Source organism: Luteimonas sp. RC10 (assembly GCF_014192745.1).
Taxonomy (GTDB): domain Bacteria; phylum Pseudomonadota; class Gammaproteobacteria; order Xanthomonadales; family Xanthomonadaceae; genus Luteimonas.
Window position 1 is genome coordinate 571,366 of sequence record NZ_JACHYJ010000001.1, and the last position, 21,681, is coordinate 593,046.

The window sequence follows — 21,681 nt, forward strand, 5'->3', positions numbered from 1 at the left end:
CGTGTCGATTACAGCAGCGGCGAGCACAGCCGCGCCAATGCCTCGGGCAATCGCGCAGTCAGCAGCGGGCGGTGTCTGCCGCGCTGTACGCGCGGGGCATGGGCAAACTCCCGTTCGATGATCTGCGCAAGCGCAGCGGCGACGCCTGGATCGTCGAACAGCACCGACAGCTCGAAGTTCAGCCGGAAGCTGCGATGGTCGAAATTCGCGCTGCCGATGATCGCCAGGCTGTCGTCGATCAGCAGCGATTTGCTGTGCAACATCCGCGAGCGGTACTCGTAGATCTTGACCCCGGCGACCAGCAACTGGCCGAAGTACGACCGCGCGGCGAGTGTCACCAGCTGCGAGTCGCTGGTGCGCGGCACCAGCAGACGGACATCCAGTCCGGCGAGTGCGGCCGAGGTCAGCGCCATCATCGCCGCCTCGCCCGGCACGAAGTACGGCGTGGTCAGCCACACGCGATGCCGCGCGGCATGGATCGCGCCGACATGGAGGCGATGGATGGCCTCCCAATTCGAGTCCGGACCCGAGGTCAGCACCTGGGTGCGGATCGGGCCGGGATCGGCCGCCGGGGTCTGCGCCTCGACGTCGGCGAGAAAGTCGCGCCGGCCGGTCGCGTAGGCCCAGTCTTCGGCGAACACCAGCTGCAGCACGCGCACGGACTTGCCGATCAGTCGCATATGCAGGTCACGGTAGGCGTCGGCGCGCAGGCGCTCGTCCTGCTCGTCGGTGATGTTCATGCCGCCGGTGTAGCCGATCCGGCCGTCGATCACGACCAGCTTGCGGTGGGTGCGCAGGTTGGTCCACGGGCGTTGCCAGATCCGCCCGAAGCGCATCGGGTGGAACCAGGCGAGCTCGCCGCCGGCCTCGACCAAGGGCGCGAAGAAGCTGCGCCGCGCCCGGGTGCCGACGAAATCGAGCAGCAGCCGCACATGGACCCCGGCGCGCGCGCGTTCGACCAGGGCGTCGCGCAGCGCGGAGCCGGTCGCGTCGGGCTCGAAGATGTAGTACTCCAGGTGCACGTGGTGGCGCGCCTTGGCGATGTCGGCGAGCAAGGCGGTGTACTTCGCCGCGCCGTCGACCAGCAGGTCGACCTCGGCCGACGACGTCGCCGGCAGGCCGGTGGTGTTCTGCGCCAGGCGCACCAGCTCGGCGGCCTCGCCCTCCTCGGCGTCGACCTGGGCGCTCTGCATCGAGGCCCGGCTGCGGCTGCGACGCAGCCGGTTGCGGTGGATCTTCTGCGGCCCGAACACGTGGTAGATCAGAAACCCCACGTAGGGCAGCAGCGCCAGGCCGAGCAGCCAGCTCAGGGTCGCGACCGGCTCGCGCTTCTGCAGCACGATCCAGCCGCCGAGTAGGACCAGATACAGCAGCCAGCCGGCGACCAGAAGCGTGAGCAGGTGCGGGGCGGTGACGAGCGAATCCCAGGCGCGCTGCACGGTCGATTCCAGCCATGGCGGCGCCGGTTGCGCCGCGCACAGGATAAATGCGCGCGCGGCCGCTGCGATGACGGGCGCGTCGCACCGGTTGAGACGCCAGCCCGGCATTGTGGCCCGATGAGCGCCGACCGCCTCCGCCCGCCCGTGCCCACGGCCCGCAAGGGGCGCGGCAGCGCGTCCTGGGTCGCCGGACGCTACGAGAAACAGGTCGCGGTGGCCGAGGACGATGGCTGGGACGCGCTGCAGATGCTGCAGGACGAGGCCTCGGCGCCGGAGACCGTGGTCGTCGAGGAACGTGCACGCAGCGTGCTCAGCCGCAACCGCTCGCCCGATGTCGGCTTCGACCGCTCGGTCAATCCCTACCGCGGCTGCGAGCATGGCTGCATCTACTGCTTCGCGCGGCCCTCGCACGCCTACCTCGACCTGTCGCCCGGCCTGGACTTCGAGACCCGGCTGTTCGCCAAGACCAATGCCGCCGAACGGCTGCGCGTCGAGCTCGCCAAGCCGGGTTACGTCTGTGCACCGCTGGCGCTGGGCATCAACACCGACGCCTACCAACCCATCGAGCGCCGCTACCAGGTCACCCGCGAACTCATCGCGCTGCTGGGCGAGACCCGGCACCCTTTCAGCCTGATCACCAAGAGCGCGGGCATCGTGCGCGACCTCGACCTGCTCGCGCCGCTGGCGGCCCAGGGGCTGGTGACGGTGCACTTCTCGGTGACCACGCTCGACCACCGCCTGTCGGCCCGCATGGAACCCCGGGCGGCCGCGCCGCATGCGCGCCTGCGTGCGATGCGCGCGCTGGCGGCGGCCGGCATCCCGGTCGGGGTGATGGTCGCGCCGGTGGTGCCGGCGATCACCGACCACGAACTGGAGGCGATCCTGGGCGCCGCGCGCGAGGCGGGGGCGGACTCGGCAGGCTATGTGCTGCTGCGCCTGCCGCACGAGCTCAAGACGCTGTGGCGCGAATGGCTGGACCTGCACTATCCCGATCGCGCCCAGCACGTGATGAGCCTGCTGCAGCAACTCCATGGCGGGCGCGACTACGACAGCCGCTTCGGCCATCGCATGCGCGGCCAGGGGCCGTTCGCCGACCTGCTCGCCCACCGCTTCGCCAGGGCGCGCCGCGCGCTGGGTTTTGGCCGGCTGCCGCCGCTGCGGACCGACCTGTTCGTCGCGCCGCGCCCGCCCTCGCCGCAGGGAACGCTGTTCTAGGGCCCATTCACGGCGCGTGCACGATACGTCCACGCTTGGATTTTCTACACTGCCGGGCTTCCCGCCGCCTAGCGCCGCGCATGCCCGATGTTGTCTCCCCGCCCTCGCCCACTGCACCCGCTACGGCGATCGATGTGTTCGACCATCTCGCCACCGGTCTGGCGCAGCTCGCGCCCGACGGCACGTGGCGGCGCGTCAATGCCGTGTTGGCGGCGTGGCTCGACCAGAGTCCGGACGCGCTGGTCGGCACCGCCGCGCATCGCGAGGCGCTGACACCGGTCGCCGCGCAACTCGACCAGGCGCTGGCCGGGTTCGCCGGGGGGGGCGACGGCCTGCACGAGGTCCCGGTCACGATCGACCGGGGCGAGGATGGGGCGCGGTCGTTGCAGTTGACGCTGACGCCGTTGCCGGGCGGCGATGCGCTGCTGCAGGTCCACGATGTGACCGCGCTGCGGGCCATGGAACTTCTGCAGGAAACGCTGGCGTTCGGCATCTCGCACGAGCTGCGGGCGCCGGTGCGCACGATCGAGCAGTTCTCCCGGCGGCTGGCCGCCCAGGGCGAGGACGCCGACGCTGCCGTGGTGCGCGACCATGTGCAGCGGATCCGCGGCGCGGCGACGCAGGCCGGCGGCCTGATTGATGCACTGCTCGAGACCTTGCGCGCCGCCCGTCCGCCGCGGCAGCCCGGGCCCGTCGACATCAGCCTGCTCGGCGACTGGATCTGCGCCGAGCTGCAGGATGCCGATCCCGGGCGCGCGGCGCAGCTCCACGTCACCCCCGGGCTGTGGGCCTGGGGCGACGAGCATGCCCTCAAGCAACTGCTCGGCAAGCTGCTGCACAACGCCTGGAAGTTCTCCGCCGCTTGCGACACCGTGCGGATCGATCTCGATGGCGAGCGGGTCGGCGACCGCCTGCATCTGCGTGTACGCGATGCCGGTCGCGGCTTCGACATGCGCTATGCTGATCGACTGTTCGTGCCGTTCCGGCGCTTGCACGGCGCCGATGACGGCGCCGGCCATGGATTGGGGCTGGCGATCGCCCAGCGGCTCGCGCATGCGCATGGCGGCCGCATCCGGGTGGAATCGGCGGAGGACGTCGGCACCACTTTCCACATCGACCTGCCGGCACCGCCGGCCGAGGACGCATCGCCCCAATGAGCGAACACACGATCCTGTTGATCGAGGACAACCCCGACGACGCTGAGCTCACCCGCATCGCATTCGCGGAAGCCCGGATCGATGGTCGACTGGTGGTGGTCGGCGATGGCGCCGAGGCGCTCGATTACCTGTTCGCACGTGGCCGCCACGCCGGACGCGATGCGAGCGAGCTGCCGTCGATCGTGCTGCTCGACCTCAACCTGCCCAAGCTCGACGGTCGCGAGGTGCTGCAGGCGCTGCGCGCCAGCCCGGCGACGCGCGGTCTGCCGGTGGTCGTGCTCACGACCAGCACCGAGCCGTTCGATGTCGAGGCGAGCTATGCGCTGGGCGTCAACAGCTACATCCGCAAGCCGGTGGATTTCGGCAAGTTCGTCGAAGTTGTCAAACAGATCGGCCTGTACTGGCTGGTGCTCAACCACCCGCGGGGCTGACGCGGACCTCCCGACCGGCGACGTCGCGGCAGAGTGCAGGGCGCGCGCGCCGGATGCCGACGCGCCTGGCCCAGGGCCGCAACGCCCGGAAGGCCTCAGCCCTTGCCGTACAGCGCCTCTGCGCGCTGGAACAGAATCCAGCTGGTGGCGATGAACTTGTCCCCGCCCTGTGGCTTGTTGCCGCGATGGGTGTGGGTGAACGCCGTCGGCGCGATCAACAGGTCGCCGGTGCGCGGCGCGATCCGGCGCTGCTGGAACAGGAACTCGGTCTCCCCGGCTTCGAAACCATCGTTGAGGTAGATCGTCCACAGCAGGTGGCGGTGCAGGGTCTCGCAGCCGGCGTCGCGCGGAAACAGCTCGCAATGCCAGTACGGGTAGCCGCCCTCGCCCGCCGCGTACCACTGCAGGTTGATCTGGCCGGGCCGAAGGCAGGTCTGCAGCAGGCCGCCGAGCCGGGCGTCGTCCATGTCGGCGAAGTCCTCGGCGACCAGCCGCCGGGGCGTGCCGGCCGCATCGGGCTGCTGCAGCATCAGCGGCGCGATCAGCGCCTGGGGGTAGCGGCGCAGGTAGCGCAAGAGGCCGCCGTAGACCGCGACGTTGAGCTGCCGGACCACGTCGGCCCAGTCGCTGCGATCGCCCAGCGACAGGTCGCGGCTGCGCTTGAGCTCGGGGTGCAGGCCGCCACCGACCTGCCCGGGCTGCAGGTCGGGGCTGGCGCGCAGCCGCGCGACGATCGCCGCGCAGGCCTGCGGCGCCAGGGCGCCGGGGACGACTTCGATGAAGTCGGCCGTACTCACGCCGCGTCGCCGTCGTGCCGCAGGTGGTAGCCGGTCGCGGTCTCGACTTCGTCGCGTGAGCCCAGGAACACCGGCACGCGCTGGTGCAGCGAGTCGGGCTCGATGTCGAGAATGCGCGTGCGTCCGTTGGTCGCCGCGCCGCCGGCCTGTTCGACCAGCATCGCCATCGGGTTGGCCTCGTACATCAGCCGCAGCTTGCCGGGCTTGGACGGATCCTTGCGGTCCCAGGGATAGATGAAGATCCCGCCGCGGGTCAGGATGCGGTGCACGTCGGCGACCATCGCCGCGACCCAGCGCATGTTGAAGTCCTTGCCGCGGGGCCCGTCGGTGCCGGCCAGCAGGTCGGCGACATAAGCCTGCGTCGGGGCTTCCCAATGGCGCTGGTTGGACATGTTGATCGCGAACTCGCGCGTCGTCTCGGGAATGCGCAGGTGGGCGCGGGTCAGTACGAACGAGCCCTGCTCGCGGTCCAGCGTGAAGGCGTGGGTGCCGTGGCCGATCGTGAGCACCAGCATCGTGCTCGGCCCGTACAGGCAGTAGCCGGCGGCGACCTGGGTGCGGCCGGCCTGCAGGAAGTGCGCGTCCTCGACCGCGGCCGTGCCCTCGGGACAGCGCAGCACCGAGAAGATCGTGCCGACGCTGGCGTTGATGTCGATGTTGGAGCTGCCGTCGAGCGGGTCGAACACCAGCAGGTAGTTGCCGCGCGGGAAGGCGTCGGGAATCGGCTCGCAGTGGGCCATTTCCTCCGAGGCGCACGCCGCCAGATGGCCGCCCCAGGCGTTGGCCTCGAGCAGGATCTCGTTGCTGATCACGTCGAGCTTCTTCTGCGCCTCGCCCTGGACGTTGATGCTGCCCGCCTCGCCGCCGGCCTCGCCGAGCACATCGCCCAGCGCGCCCTTGCCCACCGCCACCGAGATGCGCTTGCACGCACGCGCGACCACCTCCAGCAGCAGCCGCAGGTCCGGGGTGACGTGCCCCAGGCGCTGCTCCTCGATCAGGTGGCGGGTCAGGGAGATGGCGGGCATGGCGGCTCCACGGCGGACAGGGTGGCGGCATTGTCGCCCGGAAGCGCCGCGCTGTCCCGGCGGCGTCGCGCGCGCGGCGCCGGCCGGCTATCCTGCATGGGTTTGCCGCGCGCCTGGCGCGCCGCATCTCCTCCCCTCAACCGTCGCAGGCCGTGCCGTGTCCTCCTTCTTCGCTGCTGTCGAACTCGTCCCCGGTGATCCCATCCTTGGTTTGACCGACGCCTACAACGCCGATCCGCGTACCACCAAGGTCAATCTCGGTGTGGGCATCTACTACGACGAGGCCGGCCGCATCCCGGTGCTGGATGCGGTGCGCGAGGTCGAGCAGCGGCTGGCCGCCGAGGCCAAGCCGCGCGGCTACCTGCCGATCGACGGCATGCCCGACTACACCCGGGCCACCCGCGAACTGCTGTTCGGCGCCGATTCGCCGCTGCTGGCCGATGGCCGCGTTGCGACTACCCAGACGATCGGCGGCAGCGGCGCGCTGCGCACCGGCGCCGACCTGCTGAAGAAGCTGCTGCCGCACGCGACGATCGCGATCAGCACCCCCAGCTGGGAGAACCACCGTGCGGTGTTCGGCGCGGTCGGTTTCGAGGTCGTCGACTACACCTACTTCGACGCCGCCCGCCACGGCATCGACTTCGAGGGCATGCTGGCCGACCTGCGCAAGCTCGAGCCCGGCACCGTCGTGCTGCTGCACGCCTGCTGCCACAACCCGACCGGTGCCGATCTCACCGCCGACCAGTGGCGCCAGGTCATCGAGGTGCTGGCCGAGCGCGGGCTGTTCCCGTTCGTCGACATGGCCTACCAGGGCTTCGACCAGGGCATCGCCCAGGACGCCGCGGCCGTGCGTCTGCTTGCCGCCTCGGGCATCGCCGAGTTCGTCGTCGCCAGCTCGTATTCCAAGTCGTTCTCGCTCTACGGCGAGCGCGTCGGCGCCCTGTCGGTGGTCTCGGCCAACGCGGAGCAGAGCCGCGCGGTGCAGTCGCAGATCAAGCGCATCGTGCGCGCGAACTACTCGAGCCCGTCGACGCACGGCGCGGCGTTGGTCGCCGGGGTGCTCGGCAGCGACGAGCTGCGCGCGCGCTGGGAGGCCGAGCTCGGCCAGATGCGCGAGCGCATCCACGCACTGCGCGCCGGGCTGGTCGAGAAGCTCGCCGCGCATGGCGCCCCGCAGTTCGCCTTCATCCAGGACCAGGCGGGCATGTTCTCGTACTCGGGCCTGAGCCGTGCGCAGGTCGATCGGCTGCGCGACGAGTTCGGCATCTACGCCGTCGGCACCGGGCGCATCTGCGTCGCGGCGCTGAGCCTGAAGACCCTCGACTACGTCGCCGAGGCGGTGGCGACGGTGGCGCGCTGAGTCAGGCATGAGCGCCCGGCGGCGTTCGCGATCCCGCAACGCCGCCGTCCGCGCGCGCCAGGGCCCGCCGCCGGTCCCGGCGCGGCTGCCGTGGTGGCGGCGCGCGCGTCGCTCGCCGCTGGCCTGGGCCGCGGCCTGCACGGGGTTCGCGATTCTTGCCGGGCGCCACGGCATGGCGTTCCCGCCGTACCTGGCGGTGCTGCTGGCCGGGGTGCTGTGCGGCGTGTCCTTCGTGGCGTTGACCTTGCGGGTCTCGCCACGTCTGGGCGTATGGCTGCATATTGCCGGCGCCGCAGTGGGCGCGGGCGTGGTGCTGTGGTTGATCCACGGCGAGCTGCCCGATCTGTCCGCGCTCCCCGAGTCGCTGCGCCATGCCGTGCTCTGGATACAGCTCGGCGTCGCGCCGATGTTCGGCTGGATCTGGCTGGCATTGCTCGGTCGGGTGAGCGGCCATTTCCAGCGCGACGCCCACGCGCGCGCAGCGACGATGGCGCGGACCGATTGGCAGCGCGACGGCGCGGCCTGGACGCTGTGCTTTCCGGCTGTGCCCATGCGCACGCGCACGCTCGTCGCACTGATCGCGTCGGTGACGGTGATCGCCGGGGGATTGGCGGTCACCGGCCTGATCACGTTCTACGACGCGACGCTGCGCGTCGGTGCTTACGGCGCAATCCTGATCTTCGCATTGGTCGTCGGCCTGCCCGGCTACCTGGGGCTGACGGTCCTGCTGCGCCGCGGTACCGAGACCGTCACGCTGCGCATCGATGCTGAGCGTCTGACCCTGGGACGGCTCGGCCAGCCGCCACGCGTCTTCGCCTTGCGCGATCTCACGCTGTTCCGCTGGCAGAGCGCGTCGGACCACGCGCGGCTTGAACTCGCCGCGCCCGGTGTCGAGGCGGTGAGCCTGCTGGCGGGTGTGGCGCGCGTGCCCAAAGGCACGAGCGCCGAACTGCCCGCGCTTCCGCCGCCGCTGGTGCAGTGGCTGCGTGCTGCGGGCCTGCGCGAACGGCCGGTCCGGGTCGCGGCGCGGCCGCGGACGTTCGCGCGCGACTGAGGCATCGGACCCGGCTTCGCCGCGCCCCGCGCTCGCGGGCGATGGCGCAAGCGGTGCCTGGCACGACGCCGCGGCCTCAGGCCGCGGCCTGCGCAAAGTGGCCGTGGAAGCCGAGTGGGAATGCGTACGGCAGCCAGGCAGTCGCGATCGGGCCGTCACCGATGTGCTGGGCGTCGAGCACCGCGATGCCGCTGCGATCGCGCGTGGGATCGAGCAGCGTGCCGACCAGCCAGCCGTCGTCTGGGCGCGTGCTGCCCGGACGCGGGATGAAGACGTGTTCCTCGGCGAGGATGTCGCGCCCGTAGCGGTGCAGCTCGCGTCGGCCGGCGACCGGGTCGATCATCTGCACCGCATTGAAGTACGGCGCGGTCGCGTCGCCGGCATTGGTCGGGGTGTAGAGCCGGGCGCCACGGTTGCTCGGCGTGCGCGCGTCGAACATCGGAAACTCCATGCCGCCCAGGCCCGTGGTCTCCCAGCGGCCGCGGCCGGTGCGCATGTCCAGCCGGAGCTCGACCAGCTCGGCGGGCGCGGCAGGCCCGTGATGGCCGAACATCGCCTCGCGATGCGGCGAACGCGCCCGTGCGACATCGGCCAGCCGCATCGTGCGCACGGTGATCTCGCCGTCGCGCTCGAAGGCATCGCCGAAGTGGTAGGCCATCGTGAACTCGACCTCGAAGCGGCGCGCAACGCGGTCGGGTGCGGTCTTGTCGACGACCAGGACCGTGGAGGCGCGTTGCGGCGCGAAGGTCAGGCTTTCGAAGAACGACCCGGCCGGCGTGTAGTCGAACGGCGTCAGCAGGAAGACCAGATACCGGTCGGTCTGCACGAAGGCATGCAGGTAGCCGGGTGCGCCCATGTCGTGCACCTGCGCGTCGATCAGCTGCCCATCGCGGCCGATGTGCCACACCAGCAGGCCGGCGCCGCCGAGCATCGACAATGCCCCGAAGTTCCACCAGCTGCCGTCGCGGTCCTGCAGCGGATGGGCCGAGAACGGCAGTGCCTGCAGGTCGGGCCGCCAGGTCCTGGGACCGATCGTATCGAGCGCGTCGGGGTCGAGCTCGAAGGCCGAGCCGGCCTCGCTCAACGCGAACAGGCGCCCGCCGATGACCACCACCGAGGTGTTGGCGGTGCTGGCATCGTCGTTGTTGCGCAGTGCGACCGGGTCGGCGACCGTGGTGCCCGCGGCCAGCGTGTTGAAGCGTCCGGCGCTGCGTTCGCGCTTGAACTTCGGCGTCTGCACCATGCGCCCGCGGTGGGTCACCGTGCCGTTGCCGAAACGCCAGCCGTGGACCATGCCGTCGCCGTCGAACCAGTGCTCGTAGCGGAAGCCGTCGCGCTCGAACCAGGCCGGTCCGTTGCGATACAGCGTGCCGGCGAAGTCCGCTGGCAGGCGGCCTTCGATCTGCACCGTCGTCGGGCCGAAGGCCTCGGCCGACACCTGGCGCCAGCCGGCCAGATACGGGTGTTCGCGCAGGCCGGCGGCAAACTCGGCCGGATCGCCGGCGAATGCGTCCGCGCCGTGCAACAGCGCGGGCCCGAGTGCGGCGATGGTGGCGCCCGAGAGCAGATTGCGGAGGAAGCGGCGGCGGTCCATGGGGGCTCCTGAGTCGGCCGGATCAGCGGATCGCGATGTCGAGCGCCGTGGTGTCGCGACCGACTTCGAACGCTGCCTCGTCGAACGTCGGCTTGCGCATCACCCGCGGGTTGTTGCTGAAGCCGTAGCCTTCGACCGGCATGCCGGTGAGGTTGGTGTCGAGCTTGCCGTTGCCGTTCTCGTCGTGGATCACCAGCAACGCGTAGCGCCCGGCCGGCACGTCGTCGAAGCGCAGGCGGGTGACATCGCCTTCGGGGGCCAGCAGGCGGCCGGCGATCGGCGGCGCCTCGCCGGCATAGCCCGCCGCATCGACCAGGGCGACCTGGAACTGCCCGTCCTGGTTGCGGGCATCGCGAATGGACACCTCGAGGGTGGCGGCATGCGCCGGCGCGGCGAGGGCGGCAGCGGCCAGCAGGGCGAACGGTGCGGTGATGGAGGCGGGGGTGCGGCGCATGGCGAGGTCCTCGTTGGGTGTGGCCACAGTCTCCGTGCGCCGTTCCCCGCCGCCTGCTGCCAGTGGTCACCGATCCGCAGTGCCGGAAGTCACTTTCTGCACCCCGCCCATTGCCGTCGCCGCCACTGGCTTGCAGCATGGCGCCATGACCCAGCCCCGCCGCCTGTTCGAACCGCTCAATCTCGCCGCGTTGCTGACGCTCGGCGCGGTCGCGTTCTCGATGCGGTACTACGAGCCGGGGCGCCAGGCGACGGCCTGGCTGCTGCTCGGCCTGTTCGCCGTCGGCTTCCTGTCGCTGTCGCTGTGGCCGCCACGGCTGCGACGGGTCGAGCACGCGGTGGGCGCGCTGTTGCCGGTGATCGCGTTGGCCCTGATCGCGCTCGATCCCAAGCCCGGCACTGCGCCGATCCTGCTGGTGGTGTGGATCGCGGCGGCGTTCTCGCACTGGCCGCCGCGCGTGGCGACGATCGCGCTGGTGCTCGCCGACGCGGTCTATTACCTGATCCTCAAGCACATCGCCGGCTTCGGCGCGCCGCTGATGGCGGTGCTGATCTTCGCCGGCTTCCAGGCCTTCGCGGCGTTGTGCATGCACTACGCGCGCAGCGCCGAACGCACCCGCGATGCGCTTTCGCGCGTCAATGCCGATCTGCTGGCCACGCGCGCGCTGCTCGCCGACAGCGCACGCGATGCCGAGCGCCTGCGCGTGGCGCGCGAGCTCCACGACGTCGCCGGCCACAAGCTCACCGCGATGCGCCTGAACCTGCGTGCGCTGGTCGACGAACCGGCCTTGGCAGATAACCCGCAGCTGCGCGTGGCCGAGCAGCTGTCGGGCGAACTGCTGGCCGACATCCGCGACGTGGTCCAGGCGATGCGCGAGCCCGGTGGGCTGGATCTGGCGACCGCGCTGCGCGCGCTCGCCGCGCCGATGCCGCGCCCGTTGCTGCGGCTGGCGATCGCCGACGATGTGCAGGTGACGGACCCCGCGCTCGCCGAGGCGGTGCTGCGGCTGGTGCAGGAAGCGCTGACGAATGCGGCCAAGCACGCCGACGCGGACACGCTCGATGTCGCCCTGCATCGCGCAGGCGATGTGCTGCATGTGACCATCGAGGACGACGGTCTGGTGCGCGAGGACTGGCGCGAAGGCAATGGCATCGCCGGCATGCGCGAGCGCCTGGCGGCGTTGCGGGGCCGCGTGCGCCTGGCGCGCAATGCCCGTGGTGCGATGCGGATCGAGGCGGAGCTGCCGGCGTGAGCGCGACCCCCGTGTGTGTTGCGCTCGCCGACGACCAGGCGCTGGTCCGCGCCGGCTTGCGCGCGCTGCTGGAACGCCAGGGCATCGTCATCGTGTTCGAGGTCGACTCGGGCACGAGCCTGCTCGAGCGGATCGCTGCGCAGCCGGTCGACGTGGTGCTCAGCGATATCCGCATGCCCGGCCTGGACGGGATCGATGCGCTGACCGCACTGCGCGCGCGCGGCGACACCACGCCGGTGCTGCTGCTGACCACCTTCGACGACAGCGACCTGCTGCTGCGCGCAACCGACGCCGGCGCACAGGGCTTCCTGCTCAAGGACGCCGCGCCCGAGGATCTGCGCGATGCGATCGCGCGCGTCGCCGCGGGCGAGACGCTGCTGCAGCCGGTCAGCACCGAACCGGTGCGGGCGCGCTACCGGTTCCACGACGACCAGGCCCCGCGCGAGACCTTCAACGAACGCGAGGTCGCGATCCTGCGCCTGCTCGCCGGCGGCTACTCCAACAAGGAGATCGCGCGCAGCCTGTTCCTGGCCGAGGGCACGGTGAAGAACTACGTCTCGGCGATCCTCGACAAGCTCGGCACCCGCGACCGTACGCGCGCGGTGCTCAAGGCGATCACGCTGCGCGTCATCTGACCCGGCCATCGCCGCGAAGACGGGATTGATGCGGATCAAGGCGGCCGCGCCCGCGCCGCGCTAGCCTGATCGTCCCTTGACTGCGCTGGAGCCTGGACGATGGACAAGACGATGAAGGCCGCGGTGGTCCGCGAGTTCGGCAAGCCACTGGTCATCGAGGAGGTCGAGGTGCCGCGGCCGGCCGCCGGCGACATCCTCGTCAAGATCGAGGCCTGCGGCGTCTGCCATACCGACCTGCATGCGGTCGATGGCGACTGGCCGGTCAAGCCCAATCCGCCGTTCATCCCGGGCCACGAGGGCGTGGGCCACGTGGTCGCGGTCGGCCAGGGCGTGACCCACATCAAGGAAGGCGACCGGGTCGGCATTCCGTGGCTGTACTCGGCCTGCGGCCATTGCGAACACTGCCTGGGCGGCTGGGAAACGCTGTGCGAGGCGCAGCAGAACAGCGGCTACTCGGTCAACGGCGGTTTTGCCGAGTACGCGCTGGCCAATGCCGGCTACGTCGGCCATCTGCCGAAAAATGTCGGCTTTGTCGAGATCGCCCCGGTGCTGTGCGCCGGCGTCACCGTCTACAAGGGCCTGAAGGTCACCGACACCAAGCCCGGCGACTGGGTGGTGATCTCGGGCATCGGCGGCCTGGGACACATGGCGGTGCAGTACGCCCGCGCCATGGGGCTGAACGTGGCTGCGGTCGATGTCGACGACAACAAGCTCGACCTGGCCAAGCGGCTGGGCGCGACGGTCACCGTCAACGCCCGCACCACCGATCCGGTTGCCTATCTGAAGAAGGAGATCGGCGGCGCACACGGGGCGCTGGTCACCGCGGTCTCGCCCAAGGCCTTCGAGCAGGCGATCGGCATGGTCCGCCGTGGCGGCACGGTCTCGCTCAACGGCCTGCCGCCGGGCGAGTTCCCGCTCGACATCTTCGGCATGGTGCTCAACGGCGTGACCGTGCGCGGTTCGATCGTTGGCACCCGCCTGGACCTGCAGGAGTCGCTGGATTTCGCCGCGCAGGGCAAGGTCGCCGCGACGGTCTCGACCGATCGCCTGGAGAACATCAACGACGTGTTCTCGCGCATGCACGCGGGCAAGATCGAAGGACGCGTGGTCCTCGACTTCGCGGCCTGAACTGCACGGCGCCGCCGGCCCGCATGCGGCCGGCGGCACAGGCGCGTCGCGGGGCGTCTGCTACGGTGCACGCCCCCGTTGCGCCTGCCTGCCGATGTCTCTGCCGTTCGTCGCGTTCCGCTCCGCCCCGTTCCTCGCGTCCCTGCCGCTGGCGATCGCCGCCTGGTGCGCCGCGCTGCCGGCCCGCGCGATTGAGGTGCCGCACACCCTCGACCGGGTGCGGGTCGACGCGACCCGACTGCGCGGTGTGTCGGATTTCGACACCCCGGCCTCGGTCGATGCATTGCGGCTCGACGATGTCGACAGCAACCGCAGCGGTACCGTCGCCTCCGAGCCGCTGGCCGGCGTGCCCGGGCTGCTGGCGCGCGATCGCCAGAACCACGCGCAGGACACCCAGCTGTCGATCCGCGGCTTCGGCGCGCGTTCGACCTTCGGCGTGCGTGGCGTGCGGCTCTATGCCGACGGCATCCCGGCCTCGATGCCTGACGGGCAGGGCCAGCTGTCGCACTTCAGCCTCGTCGGCGGCGACCGCATCGAGATCATGCGCGGCCCGTTCTCGTCGTTGTACGGCAATTCCTCGGGCGGCGTGCTGCAGATCTGGAGCGCCGATGGGGCGCCTGGCGACGATTGGCGGTTCAAGGCCAACCGCGGCCGCGACGCCACCACCAGCCTGGCCGCGCAACTGCGCGGCGGCAGCGAGTCGGTCGGCTACAACCTCGCGCTGTCGCGTTTCGACACCGATGGCTGGCGCGAGCACAGCGCCGCGCGCCGCGACTCGGCGAACGCGAAGCTGCGCTTCGACCTGGGCGACCGCCGGCGCCTGGATCTGGTCGCCAACTGGGTCGACATCGAGGCCCAGGATCCGCTGGGGCTGACCGCCGACCAGGTCCGTGCGAACCCGCGCCAGGTCGCCTCGGTGGCGCGGCAGTTCGACACCCGCAAGACGGTACGCCAGCAGCAGGCTGGCGCGGTCTACGAACATGGCGTGGGCGAGGCGCACACGTTGCGCGCGATGGTCTATGGCGGCGAGCGCGCGGTGGTGCAATTCCTGCCGATTCCTGCGGCCGCCCAGGCCAATCCGTTGAACGCGGGCGGCGTGATCGACCTGGACAACGCCTACGGCGGTCTCGATCTGCGTTGGAGCTGGGAGGGTGCACTCGCCGGTCGGCCGCTGGAACTGACCGTCGGCACGAACGCCGATCGCCAGCGCCAGCATCGCCAGGGCTTCGAGAATGTCGTCGGCGATACGCTCGGCGTGCGCGGTGCGCGGCGCCGCGACGAACGCAACACGGTCGAGAACCGCGACCAGTTCGCGCAGGCGTATTGGGCGTTCGCGCCGCGCTGGTCGCTGCTGGCCGGTGTGCGCCACAGCGAGGTCGAGTTCGTCTCGCGCGATGCCTACGTCACCGCGGGCAATCCCGACGACAGTGGTCGCGTCGCCTACCGCCAGACCTCGCCGGTCGCCGGGCTGGTGTTCGCACCGCGCGACGACCTGCGCGCCTACCTCTCGGCCGGCCGTGGCTTCGAGACGCCGACCTTCAACGAGCTGGGCTATCGCAGCGATGGCGGCGCCGGGCTGGCGTTCGACCTCGCGCCGGCAATCAGCGACAACCTCGAGCTTGGCGCCAAGTGGCGTGCGCCCGCCGGCGCCACGTGGAACGCCGCGCTGTTCCGCGCCGATACCGACAACGAGCTGGCGGTCGCACGCAATGTCGGCGGCCGCAGCAGTTTCCAGAATGTCGGACGCGCGCGTCGTCAGGGCGCCGAACTGTCGCTCCGCCAGCCGCTGGGCGAGGCGTTCGAGCTGAATGTCGCGGCGACCTGGCTCGATGCGAGCTTCCGTGACGCCTACCGCGTCTGCACCGGCGCGGGCTGCACGGTGCCGACGACGCCGGTCGCGGCCGGCGCGCGCATCCCCGGTGTGCCGGCGCGCCAGCTGTTCGCGCGGCTGGACTGGACCGGCGGCCCTTGGAGTGCGGCGGTCGAAGGTGTCGGCGTGGGGGATGTCGTGGTCGACGATCTCGCGACCGGCCGCGCCGCGGGCTACGCGCTGCTGCATCTGGAAGGCGCACGCCGCTGGCGCTTCGAGGCTGGCGAGTTGCGCACGTTCCTGCGCGTCGACAACCTGCTCGACCAGGCCTACATCGGCTCGGTCATCGTCAACGAAGGCAACGGCCGGTTCTACGAACCCGGCCCCGGCCGCGGCGTGCTGCTCGGCGCGCAGTGGACCTGGCACCGCTGAACCGCGGATCGGCACATCGCGCTTAGTCGCCGCCTTACACGTCGCCGCCGCTGGCCCAGCCCTCGCCGGTGCCGCGGTGGAACACTCGGTCGCTGTCCTGCACGGTGCCGGCATCGATCGCGTCCAGCGGCGCCAGCCGCGCATAGATCGGCGCGAAGTCCGGGCGCGTGGCCTCCATCAACTGCTCGAAGCTGTCGATGACGAAATAGGTCTTCTGGAAGGTGTCGATACGGTAGCGCGTGCGCATGATCCGCGCCAGATCGAACCCGATGCGGTTGGGCGCATCGGATTCGAGCGAATGGATCGATTCGCCCTTCGACGACACGATGCCGGCGCCGAAGATGCGCAGGCCTTCGGCCTGTCGGATCAGCCCGAACTCCACCGTGTACCAGTACAGCCGCGTGAGATGCTGCAGCGCTTCGGGGCCGATGCCGTGCGCCTTGACCCCGCCGCGGCCGTAGGCCTGCATGTAGTCGGCGAACACCGGGTTCATCAGCAGCGGCACGTGGCCGAACAGATCGTGGAACAGGTCCGGTTCCTCGATGTAGTCGATCTGGTCGGGGCGGCGGATCCACCAGGTCACCGGGAAGCGGCGATTGGCGAGGTGGTCGAAGAAATCGAGCTCGGGCAGCAGGCCCTCGACGCCCATCAGCGTCCAGCCGGTCGCGGCCTCGAGCACGGTGTTGAGCTCGGAGAACTTGGGAATCGCGTCGGGTGTCATGCCCATCGCGTCCTGCGCCTCCAGGAACTCGTCGCAGGCGCGCCCGACCAGCAGTGCGCGCTGGCGCGCATAGAGCGTGGCCCAGGTGGCGTGGTCGTCGGCGCTGTAGTCGTCCCACGGCTGCTCGACGATGCCGGTGGCATAGACCGGGACCTTGCCCTTGTCGGTCTGCAGGTTCTCGACCCGGCGCGGGGCGCTCGAAGGCTGGGCGGACATCGCACGCTCCTAGGAAGAACACGAGGCCTCCGACGATAACGCCGCAGGCCCGCAACGGGCTTGCGTTCGTTGCGCGCACCGCAGGTTTGCGCGCAAGATCCGTGCGTCTGAATACGGAATGGAGCAATCCATGGTCGCTGCCACGCTGGACCGCACCGATCTGCTGCTGCTCGCCGAGCTGCAGCGCAATGGCCGGCAGAGCAACGCCGATCTCGCCGAGCGCGTGCATCTCTCGGCCTCGGCCTGCCTGCGCCGGGTCCAGCGGCTCGAACGCGACGGCGTCATCGCCGGCTACCGCGCCGAGGTCAACGCCGAGCGTCTGGGCCTGGGGCTGCAGGCCTTCGTCCGGGTGCAACTCAAGCATCACGACAGCGCCGCGGTCGCCGGTTTCGCGCAGCTGGTCGACGACTGGGACGAGGTCGTCGCCTGCCACGCGCTGACCGGCGACATGGACTACCTGTTGCAGGTCGCGGTGCGCGATCTGGAGCACTTCTCGCGATTCCTGCTCGACCGGCTGCTCAACCAGCCGGCGGTCGACGACGTCAATTCCAGTTTCGTGTTGCGCACCGTCAAGGCCTGGCGCGGACTGCCGCTGCCGATCTGATTTGCACCGGATCAGTGCGAACTCGAGAAGATAGCACCAGAATGGTGCATGGCCTCCATCACGTCATTCACTGGTTTGGCGCAAACCATTGATCTGAAAGACAGACATCGGTTGGCACGAGGGTTGCTTGATCACCAGCACACCCAACCTCAAGGCGGTCGTTCCCGATGTCCATCGACAACGTCGAAAAGCTGATCAAGGACCACAAGATCGAGTTCATCGATCTGCGTTTCACCGACATGCGCGGCGTGCAGCACCACGTCACGTTCCCGCAGTCGATCGTCGAGCCCGGCCTGTTCGAGGACGGCAAGATGTTCGACGGCTCGTCGATCAGCGGCTGGCGCGGTATCCAGAACTCGGACATGGTGCTGATGCCCGACCCCTCGACCGCTTTCGTCGACCCGTTCACCGCCGACCCGACGCTGGTGATCACCTGCGACATCCTCGATCCGACGACGATGCAGTCCTACGAGCGCGACCCGCGCGGCATCGCCAAGAAGGCCGAGGCCTTCCTGAAGTCCAGCGGTATCGCCGACCAGGCCTTCTTCGGCCCCGAGCCCGAGTTCTTCATCTTCGACTCGGTGCGCTACGGCAACGAGATGGGCCACACCTTCTTCCACATCGATTCGGAAGAGGCGCACTGGAACTCGGCCAAGGAATACGAGGGCGGCAACAGCGGCTACCGTCCGGGCATCAAGGGCGGCTATTTCCCGGTCGCTCCGCTCGACTCGCTGCACGATATTCGCGCCGAGATGTGCAAGACCCTGTCGCAGGTCGGCATCGAGGTCGAGGTGCACCACCACGAGGTCGCCAATGCCGGCCAGTGCGAGATCGGCACCCGCTTCAACTCGCTGGTCGCCAAGTCCGACGAACTGCAGACGCTCAAGTACATCGTCAAGAACGTCGCCTTCCGCAACGGCAAGACCGCGACCTTCATGCCCAAGCCGATCGTCGGCGACAACGGCAGCGGCATGCACGTGCACCAGTCGCTGGCCAAGGGCGGCACCAATCTGTTCACCGGTGACGGCTACGGCGGCCTGAGCCAGACCGCGCTGTGGTACATCGGCGGCGTGTTCAAGCATGCGCGTGCGATCAACGCCTTCGCCAACGCCTCGACCAACTCCTACAAGCGCCTGGTGCCGGGCTTCGAGGCGCCGGTGATGCTGGCCTACTCGGCCTCCAACCGCTCGGCGTCCTGCCGCATTCCCTACGTCGCCAATCCGAAGGCACGCCGCATCGAGATGCGCTTCCCCGATCCGATGCAGTCGGGCTACCTGACCTTCGCCGCGCTGATGATGGCCGGCCTGGATGGCATCAAGAACCAGATCGACCCGGGCGGCCCCAGCGACAAGGATCTCTACGACCTGCCGCCGGAGGAAGAGAAGAACTTCCCGACCGTCTGCCATTCGCTCGACCAGGCGCTCGAGGCGCTCGACAAGGACCGCGAATTCCTCAAGGCCGGTGGCGTGTTCACCGACGACTTCATCGACGCCTACATCGCGCTGAAGATGAAGGAGGTCACCGCGTTCCGCGGCGCGACCCATCCGCTTGAGTATCAGATGTACTACGCGATCTGATGCACCCGAAGGGCCTGCCATACGGCAGGCCCTTCTTCGTTTCACCGCGCAAGCGGCGCCATACGCAATCAACGCAGGACCGGAAGCGGCCAACAGACGCCACAGAGCGCCGGTCGCGGCGGAGACCGCCAGGGGGCAGGTCGACTCGCCGAAGCACCATCTGCTCGGCTTCGCCGATGCAGGCAGCAATGACCGGGGAGGGCTTTCCTTTCAGATGAGGAGCCTGTCATGTCGTCATGCAAGCACGTATGCAAGGTCCTGCTGTGCGCAGGGCTGCTGTCGGGAGGCGCCGCGCACGCGCAGGTGTCCGGCACGGTCACCCTGACCAGCGATTACCTGTTCCGCGGGATCAGCCAGACCGACGAAAAGCCTGCCCTGCAGGGCGGCGTGGAGTGGGCGCACGAGAGCGGCTTCTATGCCGGCACCTGGGGCAGCAGCATCAGTTGGCTCGCCGACAGTGATCCCGCGGTCTCGAGCCAACTCGAACTCGACGGTTATCTCGGCTTTCGCGGCGACTTCGGCGCGTCGGGCATCGGCTGGGATGTCGGTGCTGTGCACTACTGGTATCCGGGCCGCTACCCGGCCGGCTTCGACAAGGCCGACACCACCGAGCTCTATGCCGGGCTGCGCTGGGGCATCTTGAGCGTGAAGTATTCCTACGCCGTCACCGATCTGTTCGGTATTCCCGACTCGGACGGCAGCAGCAACCTCGACCTCAGCCTGGGCTGGGAATTCGCCCCGGGCTGGTCGCTCAACGGCGCCGCCGGCAAGCAGTGGGTCGCCGGCAGCGCGGGGACGGCGACCTACGCGTTCTGGTCGGCGGGCGTCGGCAAGACCTTCGACAACGGCTTCGATCTCGCCCTGACGTGGCATGACAACGACCTCGTCGGTCCCGACGACACCCTCACCTTCGCGATCACCAAGTCGTTCTGACACCGCGATCGCGCAACCGGAGACATCCATGAAACTGATCACCGCGATCATCCGTCCCTTCAAGCTCGACGAGGTCCGCGAAGCGCTCGGTGAGGCCGGGGTGACCGGCCTGACGGTCACCGAGGTCAAGGGCTTCGGCCGGCAGAAGGGCCACACCGAGCTCTACCGCGGCGCCGAGTACGTCGTCGATTTTCTGCCCAAGCTCAAGATCGAATGCGCGGTCACGGACGAGGCCTACGAGGCCGCGCTCGAAGCGATCACCGCGGCCGCGGCGACCGGCAAGGTCGGCGACGGCAAGGTCTTCGTCGTCGCGCTCGAACAGGTCCTGCGTATCCGTACCGGCGAGATCGGCGCCGATGCGCTCTAACCCCATCCGGAGACATGCCATGAACTCGATCCAAACCCGCGGGTGGACCCCCCGGATGCAGGCAGCGGGCCCGTCGCTGCTGTGTGCACTTGCCCTGCTCGGCGTATCGACCGGCGCACTGGCCCAGGCCCCCGAGGCTGCGGCCCCGGTGTTCGACAGCGGCAACGTCGCCTGGATGCTCACCTCGACCTTGCTGGTGCTGTTGATGGTGGTGCCGGGCCTGGCGCTGTTCTACGGCGGCATGGTGCGCGCCAAGAACGTGCTGTCGGTGCTGGTGCAGGTGCTGGTGGTGTTCTCGGTGGTGATCCTGCTGTGGATCGCCTATGGCTACAGTGCCGCGTTCACCAGCGGCAACGCGTTCTTCGGCTCGTTCACCGACAAGGCGTTCCTGCGCGGGATCACCCCGCAGAGCGATGCCGGCGGCCTGCCCGAACTGTTGTTCGTGGTGTTCCAGTCGACCTTCGCCGGCATCACCGCCGCGCTGGTGATCGGCGCCTTCGCCGAGCGCATCAAGTTCTGTGCGGTGCTGCTGTTCTCGGTGCTGTGGGTGACCTTCGCCTACCTGCCGATGGTGCACATGGTGTGGAGCGGCGAAGACGGCTTCCTCGCGCACAAGGGCGTGATCGACTTCGCCGGTGGCACCGTGGTGCACATCAACGCCGGCATCGCCGGACTGGTCGGCGCCTACTTCGTCGGTCGGCGGCTGGGCTACGGCCGCGAGGCGATCAAGCCGCACAGCGTGCCGTTCACCTTCATCGGCGCTTCGCTGCTGTGGGTGGGCTGGTTCGGCTTCAATGCCGGCTCGGCGCTGGCCGCCGATGCCAGTGCGGCGCTGGCGATGATCAACACGATGGTGGCCACGGCCGCCGGCGTGGTCGCCTGGAGCCTGGTCGAAGCGATCAGCAAGGGGCGACCGTCGGCCCTGGGCGCGGCGTCGGGCGCGGTGGCCGGGCTGGTCGGCGTGACGCCGGCTGCCGGCAGTGTCGGCCCGATCGGCGCGTTGGTGATCGGTGCAGCCGCTGGTGCGGTGTGCGTGTGGGGCGTCAACGGCCTCAAGCGCCTGCTGCGCGCCGACGACACCGCCGACGTGTTCGGCGTGCACGCGGTCGGCGGCATCGTCGGCGCGATCCTGACCGGCGTCTTCAGCGACGCCTCGCTCGGCGGCACCGGCATCGAGGGCTCGATCGGTGCTCAGGTCTGGGCGCAGACCTTCAGTGTGCTGTTCACGATTCTCTGGTGCGCCGTCGTCACCACGCTCGCGATCCTGGTCACGCGCGCGGTGGTCGGCCTGCGCGTGAGCGAGGAGGACGAGCGCCAGGGCCTGGACATCGTCTCGCACGGCGAGTCGGCCTACGAGACCTGATCGCGGTAAGGGACCGCGCGGGCGGCAGTGGGGACTGCCGCCCGCGTTTGCAGGCAGACGTGATTTGTCCGCTGCGCGGCGGCGGGGCTAGGATGCGGCCCACATGACCGGACCTGG

The 21,681-nt window shown here is 69.7% G+C and carries 20 protein-coding genes; 14 read left to right on the top strand and 6 right to left on the bottom strand.

What is annotated here, in order from left to right:
• Positions 1–8: 8 nt before the first annotated feature.
• Positions 9–1,451 carry a cardiolipin synthase gene (gene cls, locus FHW73_RS02505; protein WP_183425365.1) on the bottom strand — a complete coding sequence of 481 codons (1,443 nt, stop codon included), beginning with the start codon at positions 1,449–1,451 and terminating at the stop codon, positions 9–11.
• A gap of 105 nt (positions 1,452–1,556) precedes the next feature.
• On the opposite strand from cls, the gene FHW73_RS02510 reads away from it, so the two are divergent.
• From FHW73_RS02510 to FHW73_RS02520, 3 genes are all read left to right on the top strand, one after another.
• Entirely contained in the window at positions 1,557–2,654 is a 1,098-nt protein-coding gene (locus FHW73_RS02510) for a PA0069 family radical SAM protein (RefSeq protein WP_183425121.1), read from the top strand.
• A gap of 80 nt (positions 2,655–2,734) precedes the next feature.
• The gene (locus FHW73_RS02515; protein WP_183425122.1) at positions 2,735–3,811 is read left to right on the top strand and encodes a PAS domain-containing sensor histidine kinase; all 1,077 of its coding nucleotides are present in this window, start codon (positions 2,735–2,737) and stop codon (positions 3,809–3,811) included.
• Entirely contained in the window at positions 3,808–4,242 is a 435-nt protein-coding gene (locus FHW73_RS02520; RefSeq protein WP_183425123.1) for a response regulator, read from the top strand. The genes FHW73_RS02515 and FHW73_RS02520 overlap by 4 nt, the downstream gene beginning before the upstream one ends.
• A 95-nt stretch (positions 4,243–4,337) precedes the next feature.
• Here the strand turns inward: FHW73_RS02520 and FHW73_RS02525 are convergent, their stop codons facing one another.
• Both FHW73_RS02525 and FHW73_RS02530 read right to left on the bottom strand, forming a co-directional pair.
• Entirely contained in the window at positions 4,338–5,039 is a 702-nt protein-coding gene (locus tag FHW73_RS02525) for a 2OG-Fe(II) oxygenase (protein ID WP_183425124.1), read from the bottom strand.
• Positions 5,036–6,064, bottom strand: coding sequence for a class 1 fructose-bisphosphatase (locus FHW73_RS02530; RefSeq protein WP_183425125.1), 1,029 nt, complete (start codon positions 6,062–6,064; stop codon positions 5,036–5,038). Before FHW73_RS02530 ends, FHW73_RS02525 begins: the two co-directional genes overlap by 4 nt.
• 157 nt (positions 6,065–6,221) lie before the next feature.
• Here FHW73_RS02530 and FHW73_RS02535 point away from each other — a divergent pair, with 157 nt between their 5' ends.
• Positions 6,222–7,424 (top strand): amino acid aminotransferase, encoded by a 1,203-nt coding sequence (locus FHW73_RS02535; RefSeq protein WP_345776136.1) that lies wholly within the window; start codon positions 6,222–6,224, stop codon positions 7,422–7,424.
• A gap of 7 nt (positions 7,425–7,431) precedes the next feature.
• On the top strand, positions 7,432–8,478 hold the full coding sequence (locus tag FHW73_RS02540; RefSeq protein ID WP_183425127.1) for a hypothetical protein: 1,047 nt from the start codon (positions 7,432–7,434) through the stop codon (positions 8,476–8,478).
• A 76-nt stretch (positions 8,479–8,554) separates the two neighbouring features.
• On the opposite strand, the gene FHW73_RS02545 is transcribed toward FHW73_RS02540, so the two are convergent.
• Positions 8,555–10,072, bottom strand: a complete 1,518-nt coding sequence (locus tag FHW73_RS02545) for a carotenoid oxygenase family protein (protein ID WP_183425128.1) — start codon at positions 10,070–10,072, stop codon at positions 8,555–8,557.
• Positions 10,073–10,094: 22 nt separating this feature from the next.
• Positions 10,095–10,526 carry a DUF2141 domain-containing protein gene (locus FHW73_RS02550; RefSeq protein WP_183425129.1) on the bottom strand — a complete coding sequence of 144 codons (432 nt, stop codon included), beginning with the start codon at positions 10,524–10,526 and terminating at the stop codon, positions 10,095–10,097.
• Between FHW73_RS02550 and FHW73_RS02555 the strand changes: the two genes are divergently transcribed.
• The 4 genes from FHW73_RS02555 (at position 10,525) to FHW73_RS02570 (ending at position 15,783) form a co-directional block, all read left to right on the top strand.
• Positions 10,525–11,778, top strand: a complete 1,254-nt coding sequence (locus FHW73_RS02555) for a histidine kinase (protein WP_183425130.1) — start codon at positions 10,525–10,527, stop codon at positions 11,776–11,778. The genes FHW73_RS02550 and FHW73_RS02555 overlap by 2 nt on opposite strands.
• Positions 11,775–12,413, top strand: coding sequence for a response regulator transcription factor (locus tag FHW73_RS02560; RefSeq protein WP_183425131.1), 639 nt, complete (start codon positions 11,775–11,777; stop codon positions 12,411–12,413). The genes FHW73_RS02555 and FHW73_RS02560 overlap by 4 nt, the downstream gene beginning before the upstream one ends.
• 99 nt (positions 12,414–12,512) lie before the next feature.
• A complete protein-coding gene (gene adhP, locus FHW73_RS02565; RefSeq protein ID WP_183425132.1) occupies positions 12,513–13,541 on the top strand; it encodes an alcohol dehydrogenase AdhP in 1,029 nt (342 codons plus the stop codon).
• Between the two features lie 94 nt (positions 13,542–13,635).
• Positions 13,636–15,783 (top strand): TonB-dependent receptor, encoded by a 2,148-nt coding sequence (locus FHW73_RS02570; RefSeq protein WP_183425133.1) that lies wholly within the window; start codon positions 13,636–13,638, stop codon positions 15,781–15,783.
• A 34-nt stretch (positions 15,784–15,817) separates the two neighbouring features.
• On the opposite strand, the gene phhA is transcribed toward FHW73_RS02570, so the two are convergent.
• Positions 15,818–16,720 carry a phenylalanine 4-monooxygenase gene (gene phhA / locus FHW73_RS02575; protein WP_183425134.1) on the bottom strand — a complete coding sequence of 301 codons (903 nt, stop codon included), beginning with the start codon at positions 16,718–16,720 and terminating at the stop codon, positions 15,818–15,820.
• A gap of 130 nt (positions 16,721–16,850) precedes the next feature.
• Here phhA and FHW73_RS02580 point away from each other — a divergent pair, with 130 nt between their 5' ends.
• The 5 genes from FHW73_RS02580 (at position 16,851) to amt (ending at position 21,564) form a co-directional block, all read left to right on the top strand.
• Entirely contained in the window at positions 16,851–17,324 is a 474-nt protein-coding gene (locus tag FHW73_RS02580; RefSeq protein WP_255492546.1) for an Lrp/AsnC family transcriptional regulator, read from the top strand.
• 167 nt (positions 17,325–17,491) lie between these two features.
• Positions 17,492–18,901, top strand: a complete 1,410-nt coding sequence (glnA, locus tag FHW73_RS02585) for a type I glutamate--ammonia ligase (protein WP_183425136.1) — start codon at positions 17,492–17,494, stop codon at positions 18,899–18,901.
• Between the two features lie 228 nt (positions 18,902–19,129).
• Positions 19,130–19,834 (top strand): TorF family putative porin, encoded by a 705-nt coding sequence (locus FHW73_RS02590; protein WP_183425137.1) that lies wholly within the window; start codon positions 19,130–19,132, stop codon positions 19,832–19,834.
• Positions 19,835–19,862: 28 nt separating this feature from the next.
• Entirely contained in the window at positions 19,863–20,201 is a 339-nt protein-coding gene (locus FHW73_RS02595; protein ID WP_183425138.1) for a P-II family nitrogen regulator, read from the top strand.
• Between the two features lie 19 nt (positions 20,202–20,220).
• Positions 20,221–21,564 (top strand): ammonium transporter, encoded by a 1,344-nt coding sequence (amt, locus tag FHW73_RS02600; RefSeq protein ID WP_255492547.1) that lies wholly within the window; start codon positions 20,221–20,223, stop codon positions 21,562–21,564.
• Positions 21,565–21,681 lie beyond the last annotated feature (117 nt).

Coding starts and splice junctions, on each gene's coding strand:
- FHW73_RS02510 (WP_183425121.1), top strand. CDS start 1,557: ATGAGCGCCGACCGCCTCCGCCCGCCCGTGCCCACGGCCCGCAAGGGG.
- FHW73_RS02515 (WP_183425122.1), top strand. CDS start 2,735: ATGCCCGATGTTGTCTCCCCGCCCTCGCCCACTGCACCCGCTACGGCG.
- FHW73_RS02520 (WP_183425123.1), top strand. CDS start 3,808: ATGAGCGAACACACGATCCTGTTGATCGAGGACAACCCCGACGACGCT.
- FHW73_RS02530 (WP_183425125.1), bottom strand. CDS start 6,064: ATGCCCGCCATCTCCCTGACCCGCCACCTGATCGAGGAGCAGCGCCTG.
- FHW73_RS02540 (WP_183425127.1), top strand. CDS start 7,432: ATGAGCGCCCGGCGGCGTTCGCGATCCCGCAACGCCGCCGTCCGCGCG.
- FHW73_RS02545 (WP_183425128.1), bottom strand. CDS start 10,072: ATGGACCGCCGCCGCTTCCTCCGCAATCTGCTCTCGGGCGCCACCATC.
- FHW73_RS02555 (WP_183425130.1), top strand. CDS start 10,525: ATGGCGAGGTCCTCGTTGGGTGTGGCCACAGTCTCCGTGCGCCGTTCC.
- FHW73_RS02550 (WP_183425129.1), bottom strand. CDS start 10,526: ATGCGCCGCACCCCCGCCTCCATCACCGCACCGTTCGCCCTGCTGGCC.
- adhP (WP_183425132.1), top strand. CDS start 12,513: ATGGACAAGACGATGAAGGCCGCGGTGGTCCGCGAGTTCGGCAAGCCA.
- FHW73_RS02570 (WP_183425133.1), top strand. CDS start 13,636: ATGTCTCTGCCGTTCGTCGCGTTCCGCTCCGCCCCGTTCCTCGCGTCC.
- phhA (WP_183425134.1), bottom strand. CDS start 16,720: ATGTCCGCCCAGCCTTCGAGCGCCCCGCGCCGGGTCGAGAACCTGCAG.
- FHW73_RS02580 (WP_255492546.1), top strand. CDS start 16,851: ATGGTCGCTGCCACGCTGGACCGCACCGATCTGCTGCTGCTCGCCGAG.
- glnA (WP_183425136.1), top strand. CDS start 17,492: ATGTCCATCGACAACGTCGAAAAGCTGATCAAGGACCACAAGATCGAG.
- FHW73_RS02590 (WP_183425137.1), top strand. CDS start 19,130: ATGTCGTCATGCAAGCACGTATGCAAGGTCCTGCTGTGCGCAGGGCTG.
- FHW73_RS02595 (WP_183425138.1), top strand. CDS start 19,863: ATGAAACTGATCACCGCGATCATCCGTCCCTTCAAGCTCGACGAGGTC.
- amt (WP_255492547.1), top strand. CDS start 20,221: ATGAACTCGATCCAAACCCGCGGGTGGACCCCCCGGATGCAGGCAGCG.